Annotated in this window: 17 protein-coding genes; 12 read left to right on the top strand and 5 right to left on the bottom strand. The window is 71.4% G+C overall.

Features of this window, described 5'->3' with window-relative positions; genetic code table 11:
• Window positions 1–7: 7 nt before the first annotated feature.
• Both selD and AB6A66_RS05145 read right to left on the bottom strand, forming a co-directional pair.
• On the bottom strand, window positions 8–2,185 hold the full coding sequence (gene selD / locus AB6A66_RS05140) for a selenide, water dikinase SelD (RefSeq protein ID WP_371055038.1): 2,178 nt from the start codon (window positions 2,183–2,185) through the stop codon (window positions 8–10).
• 65 nt (window positions 2,186–2,250) lie between these two features.
• Window positions 2,251–2,700, bottom strand: a complete 450-nt coding sequence (locus AB6A66_RS05145; protein ID WP_371055039.1) for an N-acetyltransferase family protein — start codon at window positions 2,698–2,700, stop codon at window positions 2,251–2,253.
• Between the two features lie 82 nt (window positions 2,701–2,782).
• On the opposite strand from AB6A66_RS05145, the gene AB6A66_RS05150 reads away from it, so the two are divergent.
• From AB6A66_RS05150 to AB6A66_RS05175, 6 genes are all read left to right on the top strand, one after another.
• A complete protein-coding gene (locus AB6A66_RS05150) occupies window positions 2,783–3,406 on the top strand; it encodes an ImuA family protein (protein WP_371037427.1) in 624 nt (207 codons plus the stop codon).
• 78 nt (window positions 3,407–3,484) lie between these two features.
• Window positions 3,485–4,237 (top strand): SDR family NAD(P)-dependent oxidoreductase, encoded by a 753-nt coding sequence (locus AB6A66_RS05155; RefSeq protein WP_371055040.1) that lies wholly within the window; start codon window positions 3,485–3,487, stop codon window positions 4,235–4,237.
• An 80-nt stretch (window positions 4,238–4,317) separates the two neighbouring features.
• Entirely contained in the window at window positions 4,318–5,583 is a 1,266-nt protein-coding gene (locus AB6A66_RS05160) for an MFS transporter (protein WP_371055041.1), read from the top strand.
• Window positions 5,584–5,640: 57 nt separating this feature from the next.
• On the top strand, window positions 5,641–7,359 hold the full coding sequence (metG, locus tag AB6A66_RS05165; RefSeq protein WP_371055042.1) for a methionine--tRNA ligase: 1,719 nt from the start codon (window positions 5,641–5,643) through the stop codon (window positions 7,357–7,359).
• Window positions 7,360–7,557: 198 nt separating this feature from the next.
• Window positions 7,558–10,476, top strand: a complete 2,919-nt coding sequence (gene ileS, locus AB6A66_RS05170; RefSeq protein ID WP_371055043.1) for an isoleucine--tRNA ligase — start codon at window positions 7,558–7,560, stop codon at window positions 10,474–10,476.
• 143 nt (window positions 10,477–10,619) lie between these two features.
• On the top strand, window positions 10,620–10,868 hold the full coding sequence (locus AB6A66_RS05175; RefSeq protein WP_371055044.1) for a DUF3253 domain-containing protein: 249 nt from the start codon (window positions 10,620–10,622) through the stop codon (window positions 10,866–10,868).
• On the opposite strand, the gene AB6A66_RS05180 is transcribed toward AB6A66_RS05175, so the two are convergent.
• Both AB6A66_RS05180 and AB6A66_RS05185 read right to left on the bottom strand, forming a co-directional pair.
• A complete protein-coding gene (locus tag AB6A66_RS05180; RefSeq protein ID WP_371055045.1) occupies window positions 10,865–11,614 on the bottom strand; it encodes an EcsC family protein in 750 nt (249 codons plus the stop codon). The genes AB6A66_RS05175 and AB6A66_RS05180 overlap by 4 nt on opposite strands.
• Before the next feature lie 52 nt (window positions 11,615–11,666).
• On the bottom strand, window positions 11,667–12,152 hold the full coding sequence (locus AB6A66_RS05185; protein ID WP_371037434.1) for a GNAT family N-acetyltransferase: 486 nt from the start codon (window positions 12,150–12,152) through the stop codon (window positions 11,667–11,669).
• Between the two features lie 80 nt (window positions 12,153–12,232).
• Here AB6A66_RS05185 and AB6A66_RS05190 point away from each other — a divergent pair, with 80 nt between their 5' ends.
• Window positions 12,233–12,838, top strand: a complete 606-nt coding sequence (locus AB6A66_RS05190) for a flavin reductase family protein (RefSeq protein WP_371055046.1) — start codon at window positions 12,233–12,235, stop codon at window positions 12,836–12,838.
• 4 nt (window positions 12,839–12,842) lie between these two features.
• Here the strand turns inward: AB6A66_RS05190 and AB6A66_RS05195 are convergent, their stop codons facing one another.
• A complete protein-coding gene (locus AB6A66_RS05195) occupies window positions 12,843–13,097 on the bottom strand; it encodes an accessory factor UbiK family protein (protein ID WP_371037436.1) in 255 nt (84 codons plus the stop codon).
• A gap of 96 nt (window positions 13,098–13,193) precedes the next feature.
• Between AB6A66_RS05195 and lgt the strand changes: the two genes are divergently transcribed.
• From lgt to AB6A66_RS05220, 5 genes are all read left to right on the top strand, one after another.
• Window positions 13,194–14,096 (top strand): prolipoprotein diacylglyceryl transferase, encoded by a 903-nt coding sequence (gene lgt / locus AB6A66_RS05200; protein WP_371055047.1) that lies wholly within the window; start codon window positions 13,194–13,196, stop codon window positions 14,094–14,096.
• Window positions 14,093–15,154, top strand: coding sequence for a class I SAM-dependent methyltransferase (locus tag AB6A66_RS05205; protein WP_371055048.1), 1,062 nt, complete (start codon window positions 14,093–14,095; stop codon window positions 15,152–15,154). Before lgt ends, AB6A66_RS05205 begins: the two co-directional genes overlap by 4 nt.
• A complete protein-coding gene (pgeF, locus tag AB6A66_RS05210) occupies window positions 15,151–15,906 on the top strand; it encodes a peptidoglycan editing factor PgeF (protein ID WP_371055049.1) in 756 nt (251 codons plus the stop codon). The genes AB6A66_RS05205 and pgeF overlap by 4 nt, the downstream gene beginning before the upstream one ends.
• 261 nt (window positions 15,907–16,167) lie before the next feature.
• The gene (locus AB6A66_RS05215) at window positions 16,168–16,302 is read left to right on the top strand and encodes a hypothetical protein (protein WP_371055050.1); all 135 of its coding nucleotides are present in this window, start codon (window positions 16,168–16,170) and stop codon (window positions 16,300–16,302) included.
• Between the two features lie 247 nt (window positions 16,303–16,549).
• A complete protein-coding gene (locus AB6A66_RS05220) occupies window positions 16,550–17,329 on the top strand; it encodes a Hint domain-containing protein (protein ID WP_371055051.1) in 780 nt (259 codons plus the stop codon).
• Window position 17,330: the final 1 nt, after the last annotated feature.

Below are 17,330 nucleotides of genomic sequence, written 5' to 3' on the forward strand. Positions count from 1 at the left end.
CGCGGGGCTAGCCGGCCGCCCCCGCCACGCAGGAAACCGCGGGCGCGCCGTCCACGATCCGCCCGATCCGCACCGCGGGGATGCCCTCTGTCGCAAGGTGATCCAGCAGCGCGCCCGCCTCCTCCGGCGCGAGGGCTGCAAGCAGCCCGCCCGCCGTCTGCGGGTCGTGGAGGAGAGCGCCGCGCGGCCCTTGCGCCCCGGCGACCGGCGCGGCGGCGGCGTTGGCCTCGTGGAGGGTGGACCGATAGCCCGCCGCCGCCAGCCGTTCGGCGCCGCCGTAAAGCGGCACCGCCTCCGGGTCGATCTCCGCGGCGACGCCCGAGGCGCGGCAGATCGCCATCAGGTGCCCGGCGAGCCCGAAGCCCGTCACGTCGGTCATGGCGTGCGCGCGGGAAAGGCGCTCCGCGGCGGCCCCCTGCGGCCGGATCATTGCGTCGAGCAGCGCGGCGACCTCGGCGCCCTCGGCCGCCCCGGCCATCTCGGCGGCGAGGATCGTGCCCGAGCCGATGGGCTTCGTCAGGATCAGCGCATCGCCCGGCCGGGCGCCCGCCAGCGTGACGGGCGGGCCATTCAGGATCCCGGTGACCGTGAAACCGATCGTCGCCTCCGCGCCCATGGTCGAATGCCCGCCGGCGATCTCCGCGCCGGCCTCCGCGAAGGCGGCCGACGCCGCCTCCAGCACCTCGGCCAGCGTGCGGGACTGGAGCGCCTCGCTCATGCGCGGCAGGATTACCGTGGCGAGCGCGGCCTGCGGGCGCGCGCCCATCGCCCAGATGTCGCCCATCGCGTGCACCGCCGCGATGCGCGCCAGCATCCACGGATCCTCGGTGAAGGCGCGCAGGTGATCGGTGGTGAGAACCTGCCGCGTGCCGCCCACCTCCAGCACCGCCGCGTCGTCCCCCGGCGCGGATAGGATGTCCTCGCGGGCGCGCGCGGGCAGCCGGGCGAGCGCGCCCGACAGCGCGCCCGGGGCGAGCTTGGAGCCGCAGCCGGCGCAAAGCGGCGTCGTCTCGCGCGCCCCCGCCGCGACCTCGCGCGGAGCCTCGACCCGCATCTTCGGCAGGTCGCGGAATTTCTCCATGAAGCCCTGGTCGATTCGGTTCTTCCACCGCCAGAGCCAGCCGCCGGCAAGCGCAATGCCCGCCCTCTCGGCCAGGGCGCGCTGCCCGCCGAGCGAGATCAGCTTCAGGTAGTCGCGCTGCGGATGGAACGGGCGGAGCGACTGGCCGCGCGCCAGCGCGCGCAGGTTGTCGTGCAGAACCGGCGCGGCGCGCACGGCGTAGACGCCGGCCTTGGCGCGCGGCGCGTGCGACAGGTGCGCGCAGTCGCCCACCGCGAAGAGGTCGTCCCGCCCCTCGACCCGCAGGTCCGGGCGCACCCGGACGAAGCCATTCTCGAGCGGCAGGCCGGTCCCGGCAAGCCAGTCCTGCGCGCGCGCGCCGGCCGCGCCGGTCACGAAGGCGGCGGGCACCGTCTCGCCGCTTTCCAGCGTCACGCCCTCCGGGCCGACCGAGGCCGCGGGCGCGCCCAGCCGCACGGTCACGCCGTTGTCGGAAAGCGCCGCGCGCAGCGCCGCGCCGCCGCGCGGGCCGAGGCCGGTGAGGTTTTCGCCCGCCTCCAGCACCGTGACCTCGGGCGCCGGGCCCGCCGCGCGCAGCGCATGGGCCATGGCCATGGCAAGCTCCGCGCCTGCCACGCCCCCGCCGATGACGGCGACGCGGGGCGCGGCGCGGCCCGCCGCCACCTCGGCGAGGAAGGCGCGCCAGCGGGTGGCATAGGTGTCGAGCGGCTTGGCGGGCACCGCGTGCTCGGCAAAGCCCGGAAGGCCCGGCATTTCCGCCGTCACGCCGATGTCGAGCGAGGCGATGTCGTAGGCGATGCGCCGCGCGCCCACCTCGATCACCCGTGCGTCGGGGTCGAGCGCCGTGGCGCGGCCGAGCACCAGCCGCGCGCCGGCGAACCGGGCAAGGCGCACGAGGTCGATGTCGAGCGCCGCGCGGTCGTAGTGTCCCGCGACATGGCCGGGCAACATGCCGGAATAGGGCGCCGTGGGGCCGGGATTGACTAGGGTGAGACGCGCACCGGGCAGCGGCCGCATCCCCCAGCGGCGCAGCACGAGGGCATGGGTGTGGCCGCCGCCCACGAGCACGATGTCGCGGGTGAGCGGGATCTGCGGCTCGATCATCGGAAATGCCTCTGGCTCATGGGCCGCGCTCTAGCGGCTCTGCCGCCGCGCGCCAAGCCCGCGTATCAGGACGGGCGGTTGTAGCGGATGAAGGGGGTCAGCACGCCGATCCGGTCGTAGAGCCGGCGCGCCGTGTGGTTGAAGTCCTGCGTGAGCCAGTAGACCGCGGGCGCGCCCGCCGCGTCGGCCTCTGCGTAGACCGCCTCGATCAGCGCACGGCCGAGGCCCGTGCCCCGCGCCTCGGAATCCACGTAGAGATCCTGAAGGTAGCAGACCGGCTCGATCCGCCACATGTGCGCGTGAAAGAGGTAATGGACGAGCCCGCATGGCCGGCCATCCATCTCGGCGATGCGGCCGTGGAAGGTTTCGGGCGCGTCCGAGAGCAGCCGCGCGAAGCTTTCGCGGTAGACCGCCTCGGGGACGGTCGTCTCGTAGAACTCCAGGTAGGACCGCCAGAGGCGGCGCCATTCGGGTTCGTCCGCGGGGCGGATCGGGCGGATCAGCGGTTTCGTCATGGCGTTTCGCGCATAGCATGGCGCGCCGCGCGCCGCCATCGCAAGGTTGAGAACAAAAGAAGAACATTATATGGTGCCGTCCATGACGCCCGCCTCCGCCCTGCTCTCCCGCGCGCCCGAGCGCCCGCGCCCCGAAGCGGCGCTTCTGCCCGGCATCGCGCTCACCCTCGGCCGCGTGCACGAAGCCTGCGGCCGGGCACGGCGCAGCTTCGCTGCCTGGCTCGCCGGGCGCTGCGAGGGGCCCGTGCTCTGGATCGCGCCGGGCTGGGCGGCGGAGGATCTGAACCCCGAGGGCCTGCTGCGCTTCGCCGCGCCCGAGCGGTTCCTCTTCGCCGCGCCCCGCCGCGCCGAGGACGTGCTCTGGTGCGCAGAGGAGGCGTTGCGCGCGGGCTGCGTGGGCCTCGTGGTGGCGGAGTTGCCCGCCCTGCCGGGCCTCACCCCCGTGCGCCGGCTCCAGCTCGCCGCCGAGGCCGGCGCGGCGGAGGCGGGGCCGATGCCCGCGGGGCTGCTGCTCACGCCCGGGGCGGGCGGCGCGCGCGGGGTGGAGACGCGCTGGCGGATGGAGCCCGACCACGCGCCGGGGCGCACCGCCTGGCGGCTGGAGCGCCTGCGCGCCCGGCAGGACCCGCCGCGGGCCTGGCGGGTGGAGGACGGCGCGGCGGGCCTTTCCGCCCATCCCGCGCCCGTGGACGGCGCCCCGGCCTGAGCGGTCTTTGCGCCGGATCAATGCGCCGCCCCGCCTGCGCCGCCATCGTCCTGACGAACGCAAAACCGGGAGACGGACATGGACCTTCGATTCGACGGGCGCACCGCCATCGTCACCGGCGCCGGCCAGGGCATCGGCGCCGCCATCGCGCAAGAACTCGGCAAGGGCGGCGCCACCGTGGTGCTGGCCGATCTCGACGAGGACCAGGCGGGCGCGGTCGCCGACGACATCCGCGCGGCGGGCGGCACGGCGCTTGCCACGGCGGTGGACGTCGCGCAGGCGGAACAGGTGGAGGCCATGATCGACTTCGCCGTGAAGGAGACCGGCGCGCTGCACCTTCTCGTCAACAACGCGGGCATCGGCGGCCCGCGCGCCCCGACCGCCGACTACACGCTCGAGGCCTGGCACGAGGTGATCGGCGTGAACCTGCACGGCGTCTTCTACGGGATGAAATACGCGATCCCGAAGATGCTCGAGGCGGGCGGCGGCGCCATCGTGAACATGTCCTCGATCCTGGGCAGCGTGGGTCTGGCCGAATCGCCGGCCTACGTCGCCACGAAACACGCGCTCGTGGGACTTACCCGCAACGCCGCGCTGGAATACTCGGCCAAGGGCGTGCGCGTGAACGCCGTCGGGCCCGGTTTCATCGACACGCCGCTTCTGCAGAACCTCGACGAGGAGATGCGCGCGGGCCTGACCGGCCTGCATCCCATCGGGCGCCTCGGCCAACCCGAGGAGGTCGCCGCGCTCACCGCCTTCCTGCTCTCCGACCGGGCGGGTTTCATCACCGGCAGCTACCACCTCGTGGACGGCGGCTACACCGCGCCCTGAGCCCGAGGGGCGAATAACGCCCTGCCCGCGTCGGGAACCGGCTTGCGGGCAGGGCCGGGGCTGTCAGGGTAGGACGCGTCATGCGCATGCTCCTGTCCTTCGCCGCCCTCTACCTGTCGGTCATCCTGCTGCAGCTTTCCTCGGGGGCGGTGGCGCCGCTCGACGCGCTGTCGGGCCTATCGCTCGACTTCACGACAGAGCAGATCGGCCTTCTGGGCTCGGCGCATTTCGCGGGTTTCTTCATCGGCTGCTGGTGGGCGCCGCGCCTCATGGGCAGCGTCGGCCATTCCCGCGCCTTCGCCGCCTTCACCGCCGCGGGCGCCATCGGCATCCTGCTGCACATGATGGTGATCGACGCGACCGCCTGGGCGCTGATGCGCGTGGCGCAGGGCATGTGCGTCGCAGGCTGCTACACGGTGATCGAGGCGTGGATCCAAGCCAAGGTCACCAACGCCACCCGCGGGCGCACCATGGGCGCCTACCGCGTGGCGGACATGGGCGCCTCGCTCGCCGCGCAGCTGATGATCGGCGTGCTGGAGCCGGCGTCCTACGTCTCCTACAACATCCTCGCGCTGATGTGCTGCGCGGCGCTTCTGCCGCTCACGCTGACCACCGCCAGCCCGCCCGAGACGCCCTCGACGCCCCGGCTGCGGCCGGGGCTCGCCGTCGCGATATCGCCGCTCGCGGTGGCGGGCGTCCTGGTGGCCGCGGTCTCGAGCGCGGCGTTCCGGATGGTGGGGCCGGTCTACGGCCGCCAGGTCGGGCTCGAGACCGACCAGATCGCCTATTTCCTCGCAGCCTTCGTGGCCGGCGGCGCGCTCGCGCAGTATCCCGTGGGCTGGATGGCCGACAAGATCGACCGGCGCTGGGTGCTGATCTGGCTTTCGGTAGCGGCGATCGTCAGTTGCGGCGTCACCGGGATGACGCAGGGGACAGGCACCCTGGGCATCCTGCTCACGGCCGGCTTCTTCGGCCTCACGACGTTTCCGATCTACTCGGTCGCCGCCTCCCACGCGCACGACTTCGCCGCGAGCGACCAGCGCGTGGAGCTTTCGGCCGCGCTCATGTTCTGGTTCGCCGTGGGCGGCATCGCCGCGCCCTGGCTCTCCGCTGCGCTCATCGAGGGTTTCGGGCCCGGCGCGCTTTTCGCGATGATCGCCGCGGCGCACGCGATCCTCGTCGTCTTCGGCCTCGTGCGGATGCGCGCGCGCCCCGTGGCCCTGCGCCGCACGCCCTATGTCTGGGCGCCGCGCACCTCCTTCACGGTGGGCCGGCTGATGGCGGCGATCCGCGAAGGCGCCGGGAACGGGCGGCGCGGCGGCGAGGCGCCGGACGAGAGGCGCTAGCACCCTGACCGAGCTTGCGTTATGGGGGCGCGGCACAACGGCACTCGAAGGCGGCAGATGGCACGGCACCTGATTACCTCAGCGATCCCCTACATCAACGGCGTGAAGCACCTGGGCAACCTCGTCGGCTCCCAGCTGCCCGCCGATCTCTACGCGCGCTACCTGCGCGCGCGGGGCCACGAGGTGCTGTTTCTCTGCGCCACGGACGAGCACGGCACCCCCGCCGAGCTCGCCGCCGCGAAGGCTGGCAAGGCGGTTGCCGAATATTGCTCCGAGATGCACCGTGTCCAGGCCGACCTGGCCGCCGGTTTCCGCCTGTCCTTCGACCATTTCGGGCGCTCCTCGTCGGATCACAACCGGCGGCTGACGCAGCACCTCGCCGTGAAGCTCTTCGAGGCCGGGCTGATCGAGGAACGGGCCGAACGGCAGGTCTATTCCGTGGCCGACGGCCGCTTCCTGCCCGACCGCTACATCGAGGGGACCTGCCCCAACTGCGGCTACGAGAAGGCCCGGGGCGACCAGTGCGAGAACTGCACCAAGCAGCTCGACCCCACCGACCTGATCGAGCCCCGATCGGCGATCTCGGGAGCGACCGAGCTCGAGGTGCGCGAGACCAAGCACCTCTACCTGCTGCAATCGACGCTCCGCGACCGGCTGGCCCAGTGGATCGACGGCAAGCGCGACTGGCCGGTGCTGACCACCTCGATCGCGAAGAAGTGGCTCTTCGACGGCGACGGGCTGCAGGACCGCGGCATCACCCGCGACCTCGACTGGGGGATCCCCGCGCAGTTCGAGGGCGCGCCCTGGACGGGCATGGAGGGCAAGGTCTTCTACGTCTGGTTCGACGCGCCCATCGAATACATCGCCTGCGCGGCCGAATGGGCCGAGGCGACCGGCCGGGCGGATGCCGACTGGGAACGCTGGTGGCGCACCGACAAGGGCGCGCAGGACGTGCGCTACACCCAGTTCATGGGCAAGGACAACGTGCCCTTCCACACGCTGAGCTTTCCCGCCACGCTGATCGGCTCGGGCGAGCCGTGGAAGCTCGTCGATTACATCAAGAGCTTCAACTACCTGAACTACGACGGCGGCCAGTTCTCCACCAGCCAGGGCCGGGGCGTGTTCATGGACGACGCGCTCGACCTTCTGCCGGCGGATTACTGGCGCTGGTGGCTGCTGTCGCACGTTCCCGAGACCTCCGACGCCGAGTTCACCTGGGAAAACTTCCAGCTCTCGGTGAACAAGGACCTCGCGGACGTTCTGGGCAACTTCGTCTCCCGCGTGACGAAGTTCTGCCGCTCGAAGTTCGGCGAGGCGGTGCCCGAGGGCGGCGCATGGGGCCCGCAGGAGCAGACGCTGGTCGAGGAGCTGTCCGCAAGGCTCGCCGCCTACGAGCGGCACATGGAAGCGATGGAGATCCGCAAGGCCGCGGCCGAGCTGCGCGCGATCTGGGTGGCCGGCAACGAATACCTCCAGGCCGCGGCGCCCTGGGCCGCCTTCAAGGAGGATCCGGCCCGCGCCGCCGTCATCGTGCGCCTCTCCCTCAACCTCGCGCGGCTTTACGCGGTGCTGTCGGAGCCCTTCATCCCCGACGCCGCCCGGACCCTGCGCGACGCGCTCGGCGCCGAGGACGCGGACTGGCCGACGGATCTCCGCGCGGCGCTCGAGGCGCTGCCCGCGGGCCACGCGTTCCGCGTGCCGGAAAACCTCTTCGCCAAGATCGACGACGCCCAGCGCGAGGACTGGGCGCAGCGTTTCGCGGGCACGCGCGGCTGAGGCGCGCGGCGGCCTCCGCTCTGGACCGCCCGCCCCATGCGCCCTATAACCCGCCGCGATGCAGCGCCCGGTTCCGCATAACCGTCGAATTACCGGCCCGGCGTCCTGACCCTTGGCGGTCGAGGGCGTCGGGACAAAGGCGCATGGGCGCGCCCGCGCCGCCCCGTTCCCGAACACATCCGAGATGAGGACGCTGCGATGTCCACCGAGACGCTCGACTACAAAGACACGCTGAACCTGCCCGAAACCGAATTCCCAATGCGCGCGGGGCTGCCCAAGCGCGAACCCGGCTGGCTCGCCCGCTGGGAGGAGATCGGCATCTACGACCGGCTGCGTGACAAGGCCGAGGGCCGCGCGCCCTTCACGCTGCATGACGGCCCGCCCTACGCTAACGGGCACCTGCACATCGGCCACGCGCTCAACAAGATCCTGAAGGATTTCGTGGTCCGCTCACAGCAGATGATGGGGCGCGACGCGCGCTACATCCCCGGCTGGGACTGCCACGGCCTGCCCATCGAGTGGAAGATCGAGGAACGCTACCGCGCCAAGGGCCAGGACAAGGACCAGGTCGATGTCGTGGACTTCCGGCAGGAGTGCCGCCGCTTCGCCGAGGGCTGGATCGACGTGCAGAGGGACGAGTTCAAGCGCCTCGGCGTGACCGGCAACTGGGCGGCCCCCTACCTCACCATGGACTTCCACGCCGAGCGCGTGATCGCCGGGGAGTTCATGAAGTTCCTGATGTCGGGCGTGCTCTACCAGGGCTCGAAGCCGGTCATGTGGTCGCCGGTGGAGAAGACGGCGCTCGCAGAGGCGGAGATCGAGTATCACGACCACAAGAGCCACACGATCTGGGTTCGCTTCAAGGTGACTCAGGCCGAGGCGATTGGCAGCAGCGAAAGCATCGAGCCTTTGCTTGGTTCGGATGTCATAATCTGGACGACCACACCGTGGACGATCCCCTCTAACCGAGCCGTCGCCTATAACCCTGAGATTTCCTACGGGCTATACGAAGTCACGGGCACTCAAGAGGAATGCTGGGCCTCCGTAGGTGACCGCCTGATAATCGCCGACAATTTGGCCGACGACACGCTGAGGAGAAGCCGCGTGACGGCGTGGCAGAGGATTGGCGATGTGAATCCTCGTCAGATCAACAACATGACCCACCCCTTCGCCGGTCTCGACGGCGCGGAGGGCTTCTGGGACTACGACGTGCCGATGATCGCCGAGGATTACGTCACCGACGATCAGGGCACCGGCTTCGTGCACACCGCGCCCAGCCACGGCGCGGACGACTACGACGCCTTCGCGCGGCGCGGCTGGCTCGACCGCATGACCCACAACGTGGGCGAGGCGAGTGAATTCCGCGAGCACGTCCCCTTCTTCGCGGGGCTGCGCGTCTTCGACGAGAAGGGCCGCGAGGGCAAGGCCAACGCGGCCGTCATCGAGAAGCTGGTGGAGGCCGGCGGGCTGATTGCCCGCGGCCGGCAGGCGCATTCCTACCCCCATTCCTGGCGCTCCAAGGCGCCGGTTATCTTCCGCAACACGCCGCAGTGGTTCGCCGCCATCGACCGCCCCGTGGGCGACGGGCAGGACGATTACGGCGAGACGATCCGGGCCCGCGCGCTCACCTCGATCGATCGGCTGGTGCAGTGGACGCCGAAGACCGGGCGCAACCGGCTCCACTCCATGATCGAGAACCGCCCCGACTGGGTGCTCTCGCGCCAGCGCGCCTGGGGCGTGCCGCTCACGGCCTTCACGAAAAAGGGCGCACTGCCCACCGACCCGGACTTCCTTTTGAAGGACGAGCGCGTCAACGCCCGCATCCTCGCGGCCTTCGAGGCCGAGGGCGCGGACGCGTGGTACAAGCCCGGCGCCAAGGAGCGCTTCCTCGGCGACGACCATGACCCCGCCGAGTGGGAGAAGGTGGACGACATCCTCGACGTCTGGTTCGATTCCGGCTCCACCCACGCCTTCGTCCTGCGCGACCGCGAGGACGGCAGCGCGGACGGGCTGGCCGACCTCTACCTCGAGGGCACGGACCAGCACCGCGGCTGGTTCCACTCCTCCATGCTCCAGGCCTGCGGCACCATCGGCCGCGCCCCCTATCGCGGCGTTCTGACCCACGGGTTCACGCTCGACGAGAAGGGCAACAAGATGTCCAAGTCGCTCGGCAACACCGTGGCGCCAGAGGACGTGACGAAGCAGTATGGCGCCGACATCCTGCGGCTCTGGGTGGCGCAATCCGACTACACGGGCGACCTGCGCATCGGCCCCGAGATCCTGAAGGGCGTGGCCGACAGCTATCGCCGGCTGCGCAACACGATGCGCTTTCTGCTGGGCAACGTGGCGCATTTCACCGAGGCCGACCGCACCGACCCCGCCGACATGCCCGAGCTGGAGCGCTGGGTGCTTCACCGGCTGGCGGAGCTCGACGCCACCGTGCGCGAGGGCTATGCCGCCTACGACTTCCAGGGCGTGTTCCAGGCGGTCTTCAACTTCTGCACGGTGGAGCTCTCGGCCTTCTACTTCGACATCCGCAAGGACGCGCTCTATTGCGACGGGGACACGCCCCGCCGCCGCGCCGCGCGCACGGTGCTCGACCTGCTGTTCCACCGGCTGACCACCTGGCTCGCGCCGGTGCTCGTCTTCACGATGGAGGAGGTCTGGCTGGAGCGATTCCCGGGCGAGCGCTCCTCCGTCCACCTCGAGGACATGCCCGAAACGCCCGCGGCGTGGCGCGACGAGGCGCTCGCCGCGAAATGGGCGAAGGTGCGCCGCGCCCGCCGCGTGGTGACAGCGGCGCTGGAGGTCAAGCGCACCGAGAAGGCAATCGGTGCCAGCCTCGAGGCCGCGCCGGTGGTGCATGTCGAGGACGCGGAGATGCTGGCCGCGCTTCGCGAGGTCGCCTTCGACGACATCTGCATCACCTCGGATGTGCAACTCACCGCCGACGCGATGCCGCAGGAAGCGTTCCGGCTTCCGGACGCGCCGGGCATCGGCGTCGTGTTCGAGCGCGCCGAGGGAGAGAAGTGCGAACGCTGCTGGAAGATCCTGCCGGACGTGGGCAGCCACGCGCATCCGGGCGTCTGCGCGCGCTGTGACGCAGCCCTCGGCTAGGACGGCGGACGTTCGGAAATGCACGGTCTGCGGCACTCCCGAGCGTTCGGGGCACGGCGCCAGGCGTGTCGCGGATCTCCGGTCGCCTCGTTCATGCCCGGACCGGGCCCCGCGATCCCTGCGAGGGGCGTCGGCGCGGCGCCGTGCGCGTGAGCGACGCCGAGATCGCCGCGGCGCTCATGCGCCTTGCACGGGCGCGCGGTCCGTGCAACAGCTTCTGCCCGTCCGAGGCTGCCCGCGCGCTCGGCCCGGACTGGCGGCCGCTCATGCCGGAGGTGCGGCGCGTCGCGGCGTCCTTGCCGCTGAAGGCCACGCAGAAGGGGCGTGCCGTGGATCCGGCGACCGCCCGCGGCCCGATACGGTTCTCGCTGAAGGAGGAGGCGGCGGACTAGCGCCGGGGCATGCGGACGCGGAGCTCCTCGGTCAGGAGGGCAGGATCGGCACCCGTCTCTTCCGAAAGCCGCATCAGCCCGAACCGCACCACCGCGATCTCCTGGTAGTAGCGGGTATAGGCGTAGTTCGTGGCCGCGCCGGCGGCGGCCCCGAGAACCGGAACCGTCTGCGCCGCGAGCTTCTGGCCCAGAACCGTGGACAGGCGCGGGGCGATGCGCGCGATCATGCCCCGAACGGTGGCGCCGGTCAGCGTCACCCGCGCGGCGAGGAATCCGGTCTCCGACCCATCGTCATGCGACAGCGGCCCCGCGGCCGAGAACACCTCCAGCGCCTCGCGACGCACATTCTCGGCGGCCGGGTCGAAGCCCTGCCGATGCGCCTCGGCGAGGATCGCGCGAAAGAGCACCGTGGTGGTGAAGGGAAGCTCCGCGAGCGCGGTGGGCAACCCGCCGAAGCCGCCCGCGGCGCCCATCGCCGTCGTGATCGAGGTGTTCATCCACGGGGCCTGGTCCGGCATCGCGCGGCGCGACCGCTGCGCGGCCTCGAGCGCGGCGGCGAGCGCGTGGACGGTGGCGCCCTCGAGCTCCTCCTTCACGCGATCGGGCAGGCGCTCGAGCAGGTTCTCGGCCTGCGCGCCCAGAAGGTTCAGAAGGCGCAGCGCGGGCCCGTCGGCACGGGCGTAGCGCTGCGCGAGCGCATCGAGGCGCGCACCCGTCTCGACGGGAACGATGGTCGTGTCGGTCATGGCTCGGCTTCCGGTCATGGCCTGCAAGAGATCGGGGCGGCGGGCCGGTCTTTCAAGCGTCCCGGCCCACGCGCCCCCTGACGCCGTCCCAGGCCCCGGAGACGAGCGCGACCCCGAGCACCCGCTCGGGATTGGTGGGCGGCGGCATCTCCACGCCGTCGAGCCGGGCGAAGCCGAAGCGTCCGTAATAGGGCACGTCGCCCACGAGGATCACCCGTTCCCAGCCCGCCGCGCGCGCCGCGGCCAGGCTGTCGGCGATCAGCGCGCCGCCGATCCCCTCGCCCTGGTGGGTGGGATGCACCGCCACCGGGCCCAGAAGCAGCGCGGGCCGCCCGCCCACGCGCACCGGCCAGTACCGGATCGCGCCGCCAATCGTGCCGTCCTCGTCGCGCGCCACGCGGCAGAGCTCGGCCACCGGCGCCACGCCCTCGCGCAGCCGGTAGGAGGAAAGCCCCTCGCGCCCCGGACCGAAGGCGAGGTCGTAGAGCGCCTCGACCTCCCACCAGTCCCCGGGCTTCTCGCACTCGAGCCGATACACCCCTGCCCCCGCGCACAGAATTCACGGTGGCGCTGCGGGTAGCACGCGGGTAGCACCGGGGCAAACAGGAGGATCCCGCCATGTTCTACCGCCCCGAGGAGGGCCACGGCCTGCCCCACAACCCGTTCGGCGCGATCGTCTCGCCCCGTCCCATCGGCTGGATCTCGAGCCGCGACGCGGAGGGCCGCGACAACCTCGCGCCCTACTCGTTCTTCAACGCCGTGGCCTATGTGCCGCCGCAGGTGATGTTCGCCTCCACCTCCGCCAAGGCCGACCAGGGCGACACCAAGGACAGCGTGGCCAACATCCGCGAGACCGGCGTCTTCTGCGTGAACATCGTCTCGGACGCGCTGCGCGACGCGATGAACGCCAGCTCGAAGGCGCTGCCCCGCGACGAGGACGAATTCGCCCATGCCGGGCTCGAGCGGGAGGAATGCCGCACCATCGCCTGCGCCCGCGTGGCCGCCGCGCCCGCCGCGCTAGAATGCCGCTTGACGCAAATCGTCCAGCTGGAAGGAAAGGCGAACTTCGTCGTCTTCGGCGAGGTGACAGGCATTCACCTGCGCGACGCATGCCTCGTCGACGGGATCTTCGACGTCACGACCTACCGGCCGCTCGCGCGGCTGGGATACCGCGATTACGCGCGCGTCGAGGAGGTCTTCGCGCTGGCGCGCCCCGACGACTGAGGCCTCACTCCGCGCGGCCGGCGCGCGCTTCCAGCGCCTCAATGCGCGCGCGCAGCGCCTCGTTCTCCTCGCGCGCCTTCTGGGCCATGGCGCGCACCGCGTCGAATTCCTCGCGGGTGACGAAATCGCGCTCGGCGAGCCAGCGATCCACCATCGAGTTCATCGCGGTCTGCGCCTCTTCCCGCGCGCCCTGAGCGACGCCCATGGCGTTCGTCATGAGCTGCGAGATGTCGTCCAGCACCTTGTTGCGGCTCTGCATGGGTCTCTCCCCCGTTACACTTCCCTCCTATATGGAGCGCACACGCCGCCGGCTCAAGCTTGACCGGCCCTCGAAAAACCGGGCAGAGAGACGATGATGCAGGCCTCGATCCGTTTTCCGGACATTTCCCCGGAGCTTTTCTCCGTCACGCTCTTCGGCATGGAGTTCGCGCTGCGCTGGTACGCGCTCGCCTACATCGCCGGGATCGTGATCGGCTGGCGCCTCGCCGTGATGGCCGTGAACCGCCCGCGCCTCTGGCCCGGCGGCACGGCGCCGATGCGCGCGGAACAGGTGGACGACCTGCTGACCTGGGTGATCCTCGGCGTGATCGTCGGCGGGCGGCTCGGCTTCGTTCTGTTCTACCGGCCGGACTACTATCTTCAGAACCCTTGGGAAATCCCGATGCTGTGGCAGGGCGGCATGGCCTTTCACGGCGGGTTCCTCGGCGTCGCCGTGGCCGGCCTGATCTGGTGCCGCCGCAACGGCGTGCCGATCGCGAGCGTCGCAGACATGATGGCGCTCGCCACGCCGCCCGGCCTTCTCCTGGGGCGCATCGCCAACTTCATCAACGCCGAGCTCTGGGGCCGGCCGACCGAACTGCCCTGGGGCGTGGCCTTTCCCGGCGCCGTCGCGCAGTCCTGCGGCCAGCCGCTGGGCGAGCTGTGCTACCGCCACCCCTCGCAGCTTTACGAGGCCGCGCTCGAAGGGCTCGTGCTGCTGGCCCTGCTGATCTGGATGGTCTGGCGGCGCGGCGCGCTGCGCACGCCATGGCTCGTCACCGGAACCTTTCTCGCCGGCTACGGCATCGGTCGCGGCCTCGTCGAGTTCGTGCGCCAGCCCGACCCGCAATTCATCTCGGAGGGCAACCCGAGCGGGCTCGCGCTGCATCTGTCGGGCTACGGCCTCACCATGGGCCAGCTTCTATCGCTGCCGATGATCGCGGTGGGGCTGGCGCTGGTAGCCTGGGCGCTCAGGCGGGGACGGGCGGCCCCCACATGAGCGCGCTCGAGGCCCGGCTGCTCGCACGGATCGCCGCCGACGGGCCGATCTCGGTCGCCGACTACATGGCGGAGTGCCTGCTCGACCCCGAACACGGCTATTACGCCACCCGCGACCCGTTGGGCCGGGCGGGCGACTTCACCACCGCCCCCGAGATCAGCCAGATGTTCGGCGAACTCCTGGGCCTCGCCCTGGGCCAGGCCTGGCTGGAGCAGGGACGCCCGGCGCCCTTCACCCTGGCCGAGCTGGGGCCCGGCCGCGGCACGCTGATGGCCGACGCGATCCGGGCGCTGCGCGCGGTGCCCGGATGTCTCGACGCGGCGCGGGTGCACCTCGTCGAAGCCTCCCCGGCGCTGCGCGCGCGCCAGCGCGACGCGCTGGAAGGCCACGCCGTCAGCTGGCACGACACCGCCGACGCCCTGCCCGACGCGCCGCTTTTCCTGGTGGCGAACGAGTTCTTCGATACCCTGCCGATCCGGCAATTCCAGCGCGCGGGCGATCTCTGGCGCGAAAGGCGCGTCGGCGCGCGGGACGGACGGCTGGCGATGGGCCTCGCGGGGCCTGCGCCCCAGCCTGCGCTCGCCGGCCGCCTGGCCGATACCGCGGACGGCGACCTCGTCGAGATCCGCCCTGCCGCTCCCGCGATCGCGGCCGCGATCGGCCGGCGGATCCAGACCTTCGGGGGCGCCGCGCTCCTCCTCGACTACGGCGGCTGGGGCGGCAGCGGCGACACCCTTCAGGCCGTGCGCGGACATGGCTACGCCGATCCGCTGGAGGCGCCGGGAGAGGCCGACCTCACCGCCCATGTGGATTTCGCGGAACTGGCGCGGGCGACGCCCTCGGCCCGGTCGCGGCTAACGCCGCAGGGCGTTTTTCTCGAACGTCTGGGCATCACGGCGCGCGCGCAGACGCTCGCCCGCGGACTGTCGGGTCCGGCGCTCGAGAGCCATGTCACCGCCCATCGTCGGTTGACGCACCCCGACGAAATGGGAACGCTGTTCCAATGCCTCGCCTTCCATCCGGAGGGGACGCCGCCGCCCCCGGGAGTGGACCCATGACGCTGGAGATCATCACCGCCCGGTCGCTGTCCGCCTGCCGCCACGGGTTCTTCACGCGGCGGGGCGGCGCCTCCTCCGGCGTGTTCGAGGGGCTGAACTGCGGGCCCGGGTCTTCTGACCAGTCGCAGGCGGTCCAGGTGAACCGGATCCGCGCGGCCGATGCGCTGGAGGTCGACGCGGACCGGCTATTGACGGCGCACCAGGTCCATTCCGCCGAGGTGGCCCATGTCACAGGGCCGTTCCGGCAGAAGCCGCGCATCGACGGGCTGGTCACCGCGACGCCGGGACTCGCGCTCGGCGTGCTGACCGCCGACTGCATGCCGGTTCTGATGGCGGACGCCGAGGCCCGCGTGATCGGCGCCGCCCATGCCGGCTGGCGCGGCGCGCGGGCGGGCGTTCTGGAGGCGACCATCGACGCGATGGAGGCGCTCGGCGCGCAGCGCAGGCGCATCGCGGCGGCGATCGGCCCCGCGATCAGCCAGGCGGCCTACGAGGTCGGGCCGGAATTCCTCGAAAGCTTTCTCGACGACGATCCGGCGAACGCGCGCTTCTTCGCCGGCGGCACGAACGGGCGGTCCCATTTCGACCTCGTGGGATACGGGCTCATGCGGCTTCGCGAGGCGGGTGTCGGTCAGGCGGACTGGACGCGCCACTGCACCTACAGCGACCCCGCACGGTTCTATTCCTACCGCCGCAGCACCCATGCGGCAGAGGCGGATTACGGCCGGCTGTTGTCGGCGATCCGTCTCTAATCGCGCCGCAATCTCGCCGCAATTCACGGAAACAATGCTCAGCGCTGCCCGTCGTTGTCGCAGTGAAGCCCTTGATTATTGTTTACATACAGTCTCTTGGGCGACAGCGCCCGGTTCCGGCCACCTCTGCCGCGAGTATGGCGGACGCGTCCGGTTGTTTCCCGCTTGTGGCCGCGGAAGCGCCGGATTGCGGGTCCAGCCTTGGTCTTGCGTGTCGTGATCGACGGTGCGCCCCGGCCAGCAACGGACGAAGGAGACACCATGACCGATCGCATCCGCTTTCTCCGCTCGGCGATCCGCATCGCGCGGGCGGACTCCATCGCGCCGCCGTGGCAGCGTGGCGCGCGCCGCGCCGCCTTCATCGCGCGGCGCCAGCCTCTTCGGGCGCGCGCCTGATCGCGGCGGCCGATTCGCCAAGGGCCCCGAGCCGCGGGGCCCGACGCGCCGGTCGGTCGACGCCGGCCGAACAATGACCCGACCGCGCGCCGCATTGGCTCTGGCGACGCGCCATTCGGTCCGGTCGCGTTGACAAGTGACCCGCGCGGCCCGCACTTTCGTGAACGTAATATTAAATCTTGGATCAGTCCTTCTGTCGTCGCCGGTGGGGGCCGGCGCGGATGTGACCAACCTTTCGGGTGATCGCATGAAAAGCCCCCTGGGCCGCGCGGACCGCGCGGCCGCGACGACCACAAAGCTGCCGGCCCTGCACGGCCGCCTTGCCGAGACGCACGGGCGAGACCAGCCTGCGCCTTCCCGGACGCGCCGGATACAAGTCGCCTGCCGTCTTCCCGACGGCAGCGTGCGCGAGACGCAGCATGCCGTGCCCGACACGCCCCTTTTCCTGGACGCGGCCGGCGCCTTCGCGCGCGGCACGCTGATCCGGACCGAGGCGGGGCCGGTCGCGGTGGAGGACCTGATCCCCGGCGACCGGCTGCCATGCGCCGGCGGGGGCACGGAAACGCTCGTCTGGATCGGGTCCACCCTGCTCGCCCCCGGCGCGGGCGCGCTCAGCCGCGTGACCGCCGACGCCTTCGGCCTGGGGCGGCCGTCACCCGACGTGCTCGCGGGCCCCGGGGCGCGGCTGCTGCACACGCAACCCCGCCTCGGCGCGGCGCCCGGCGGCGCCCTGCGGGTGCTCAGCCGGGTGAACGAGTTCGTCGACGGGGCCAGCGTGATCGAGATCGCGCCGCCCAGCCCCGTGCGGCTCTATCACATCGCGCTCGCCCGCCATGCGGTCATCTATGCCGGCGGGCTGGAGGTGGAGAGTTTTCACCCCGGCACGCAGGCGCAGCAGGGGCTGGGGCCGAACATGCAGGCGCTTTTCCTGTCGCTCTTCGGCCATGTCGAGACGTTCGACGATTTCGGACCGCTGGCCTGCCCGCGCCTGTCGCGCGAGACGATGGAGCACCTGAAGGAAGCCTGAG

The organism is Rhodosalinus sp. K401, assembly GCF_041365735.1.
Classification (GTDB): Bacteria; Pseudomonadota; Alphaproteobacteria; order Rhodobacterales; family Rhodobacteraceae; genus Rhodosalinus.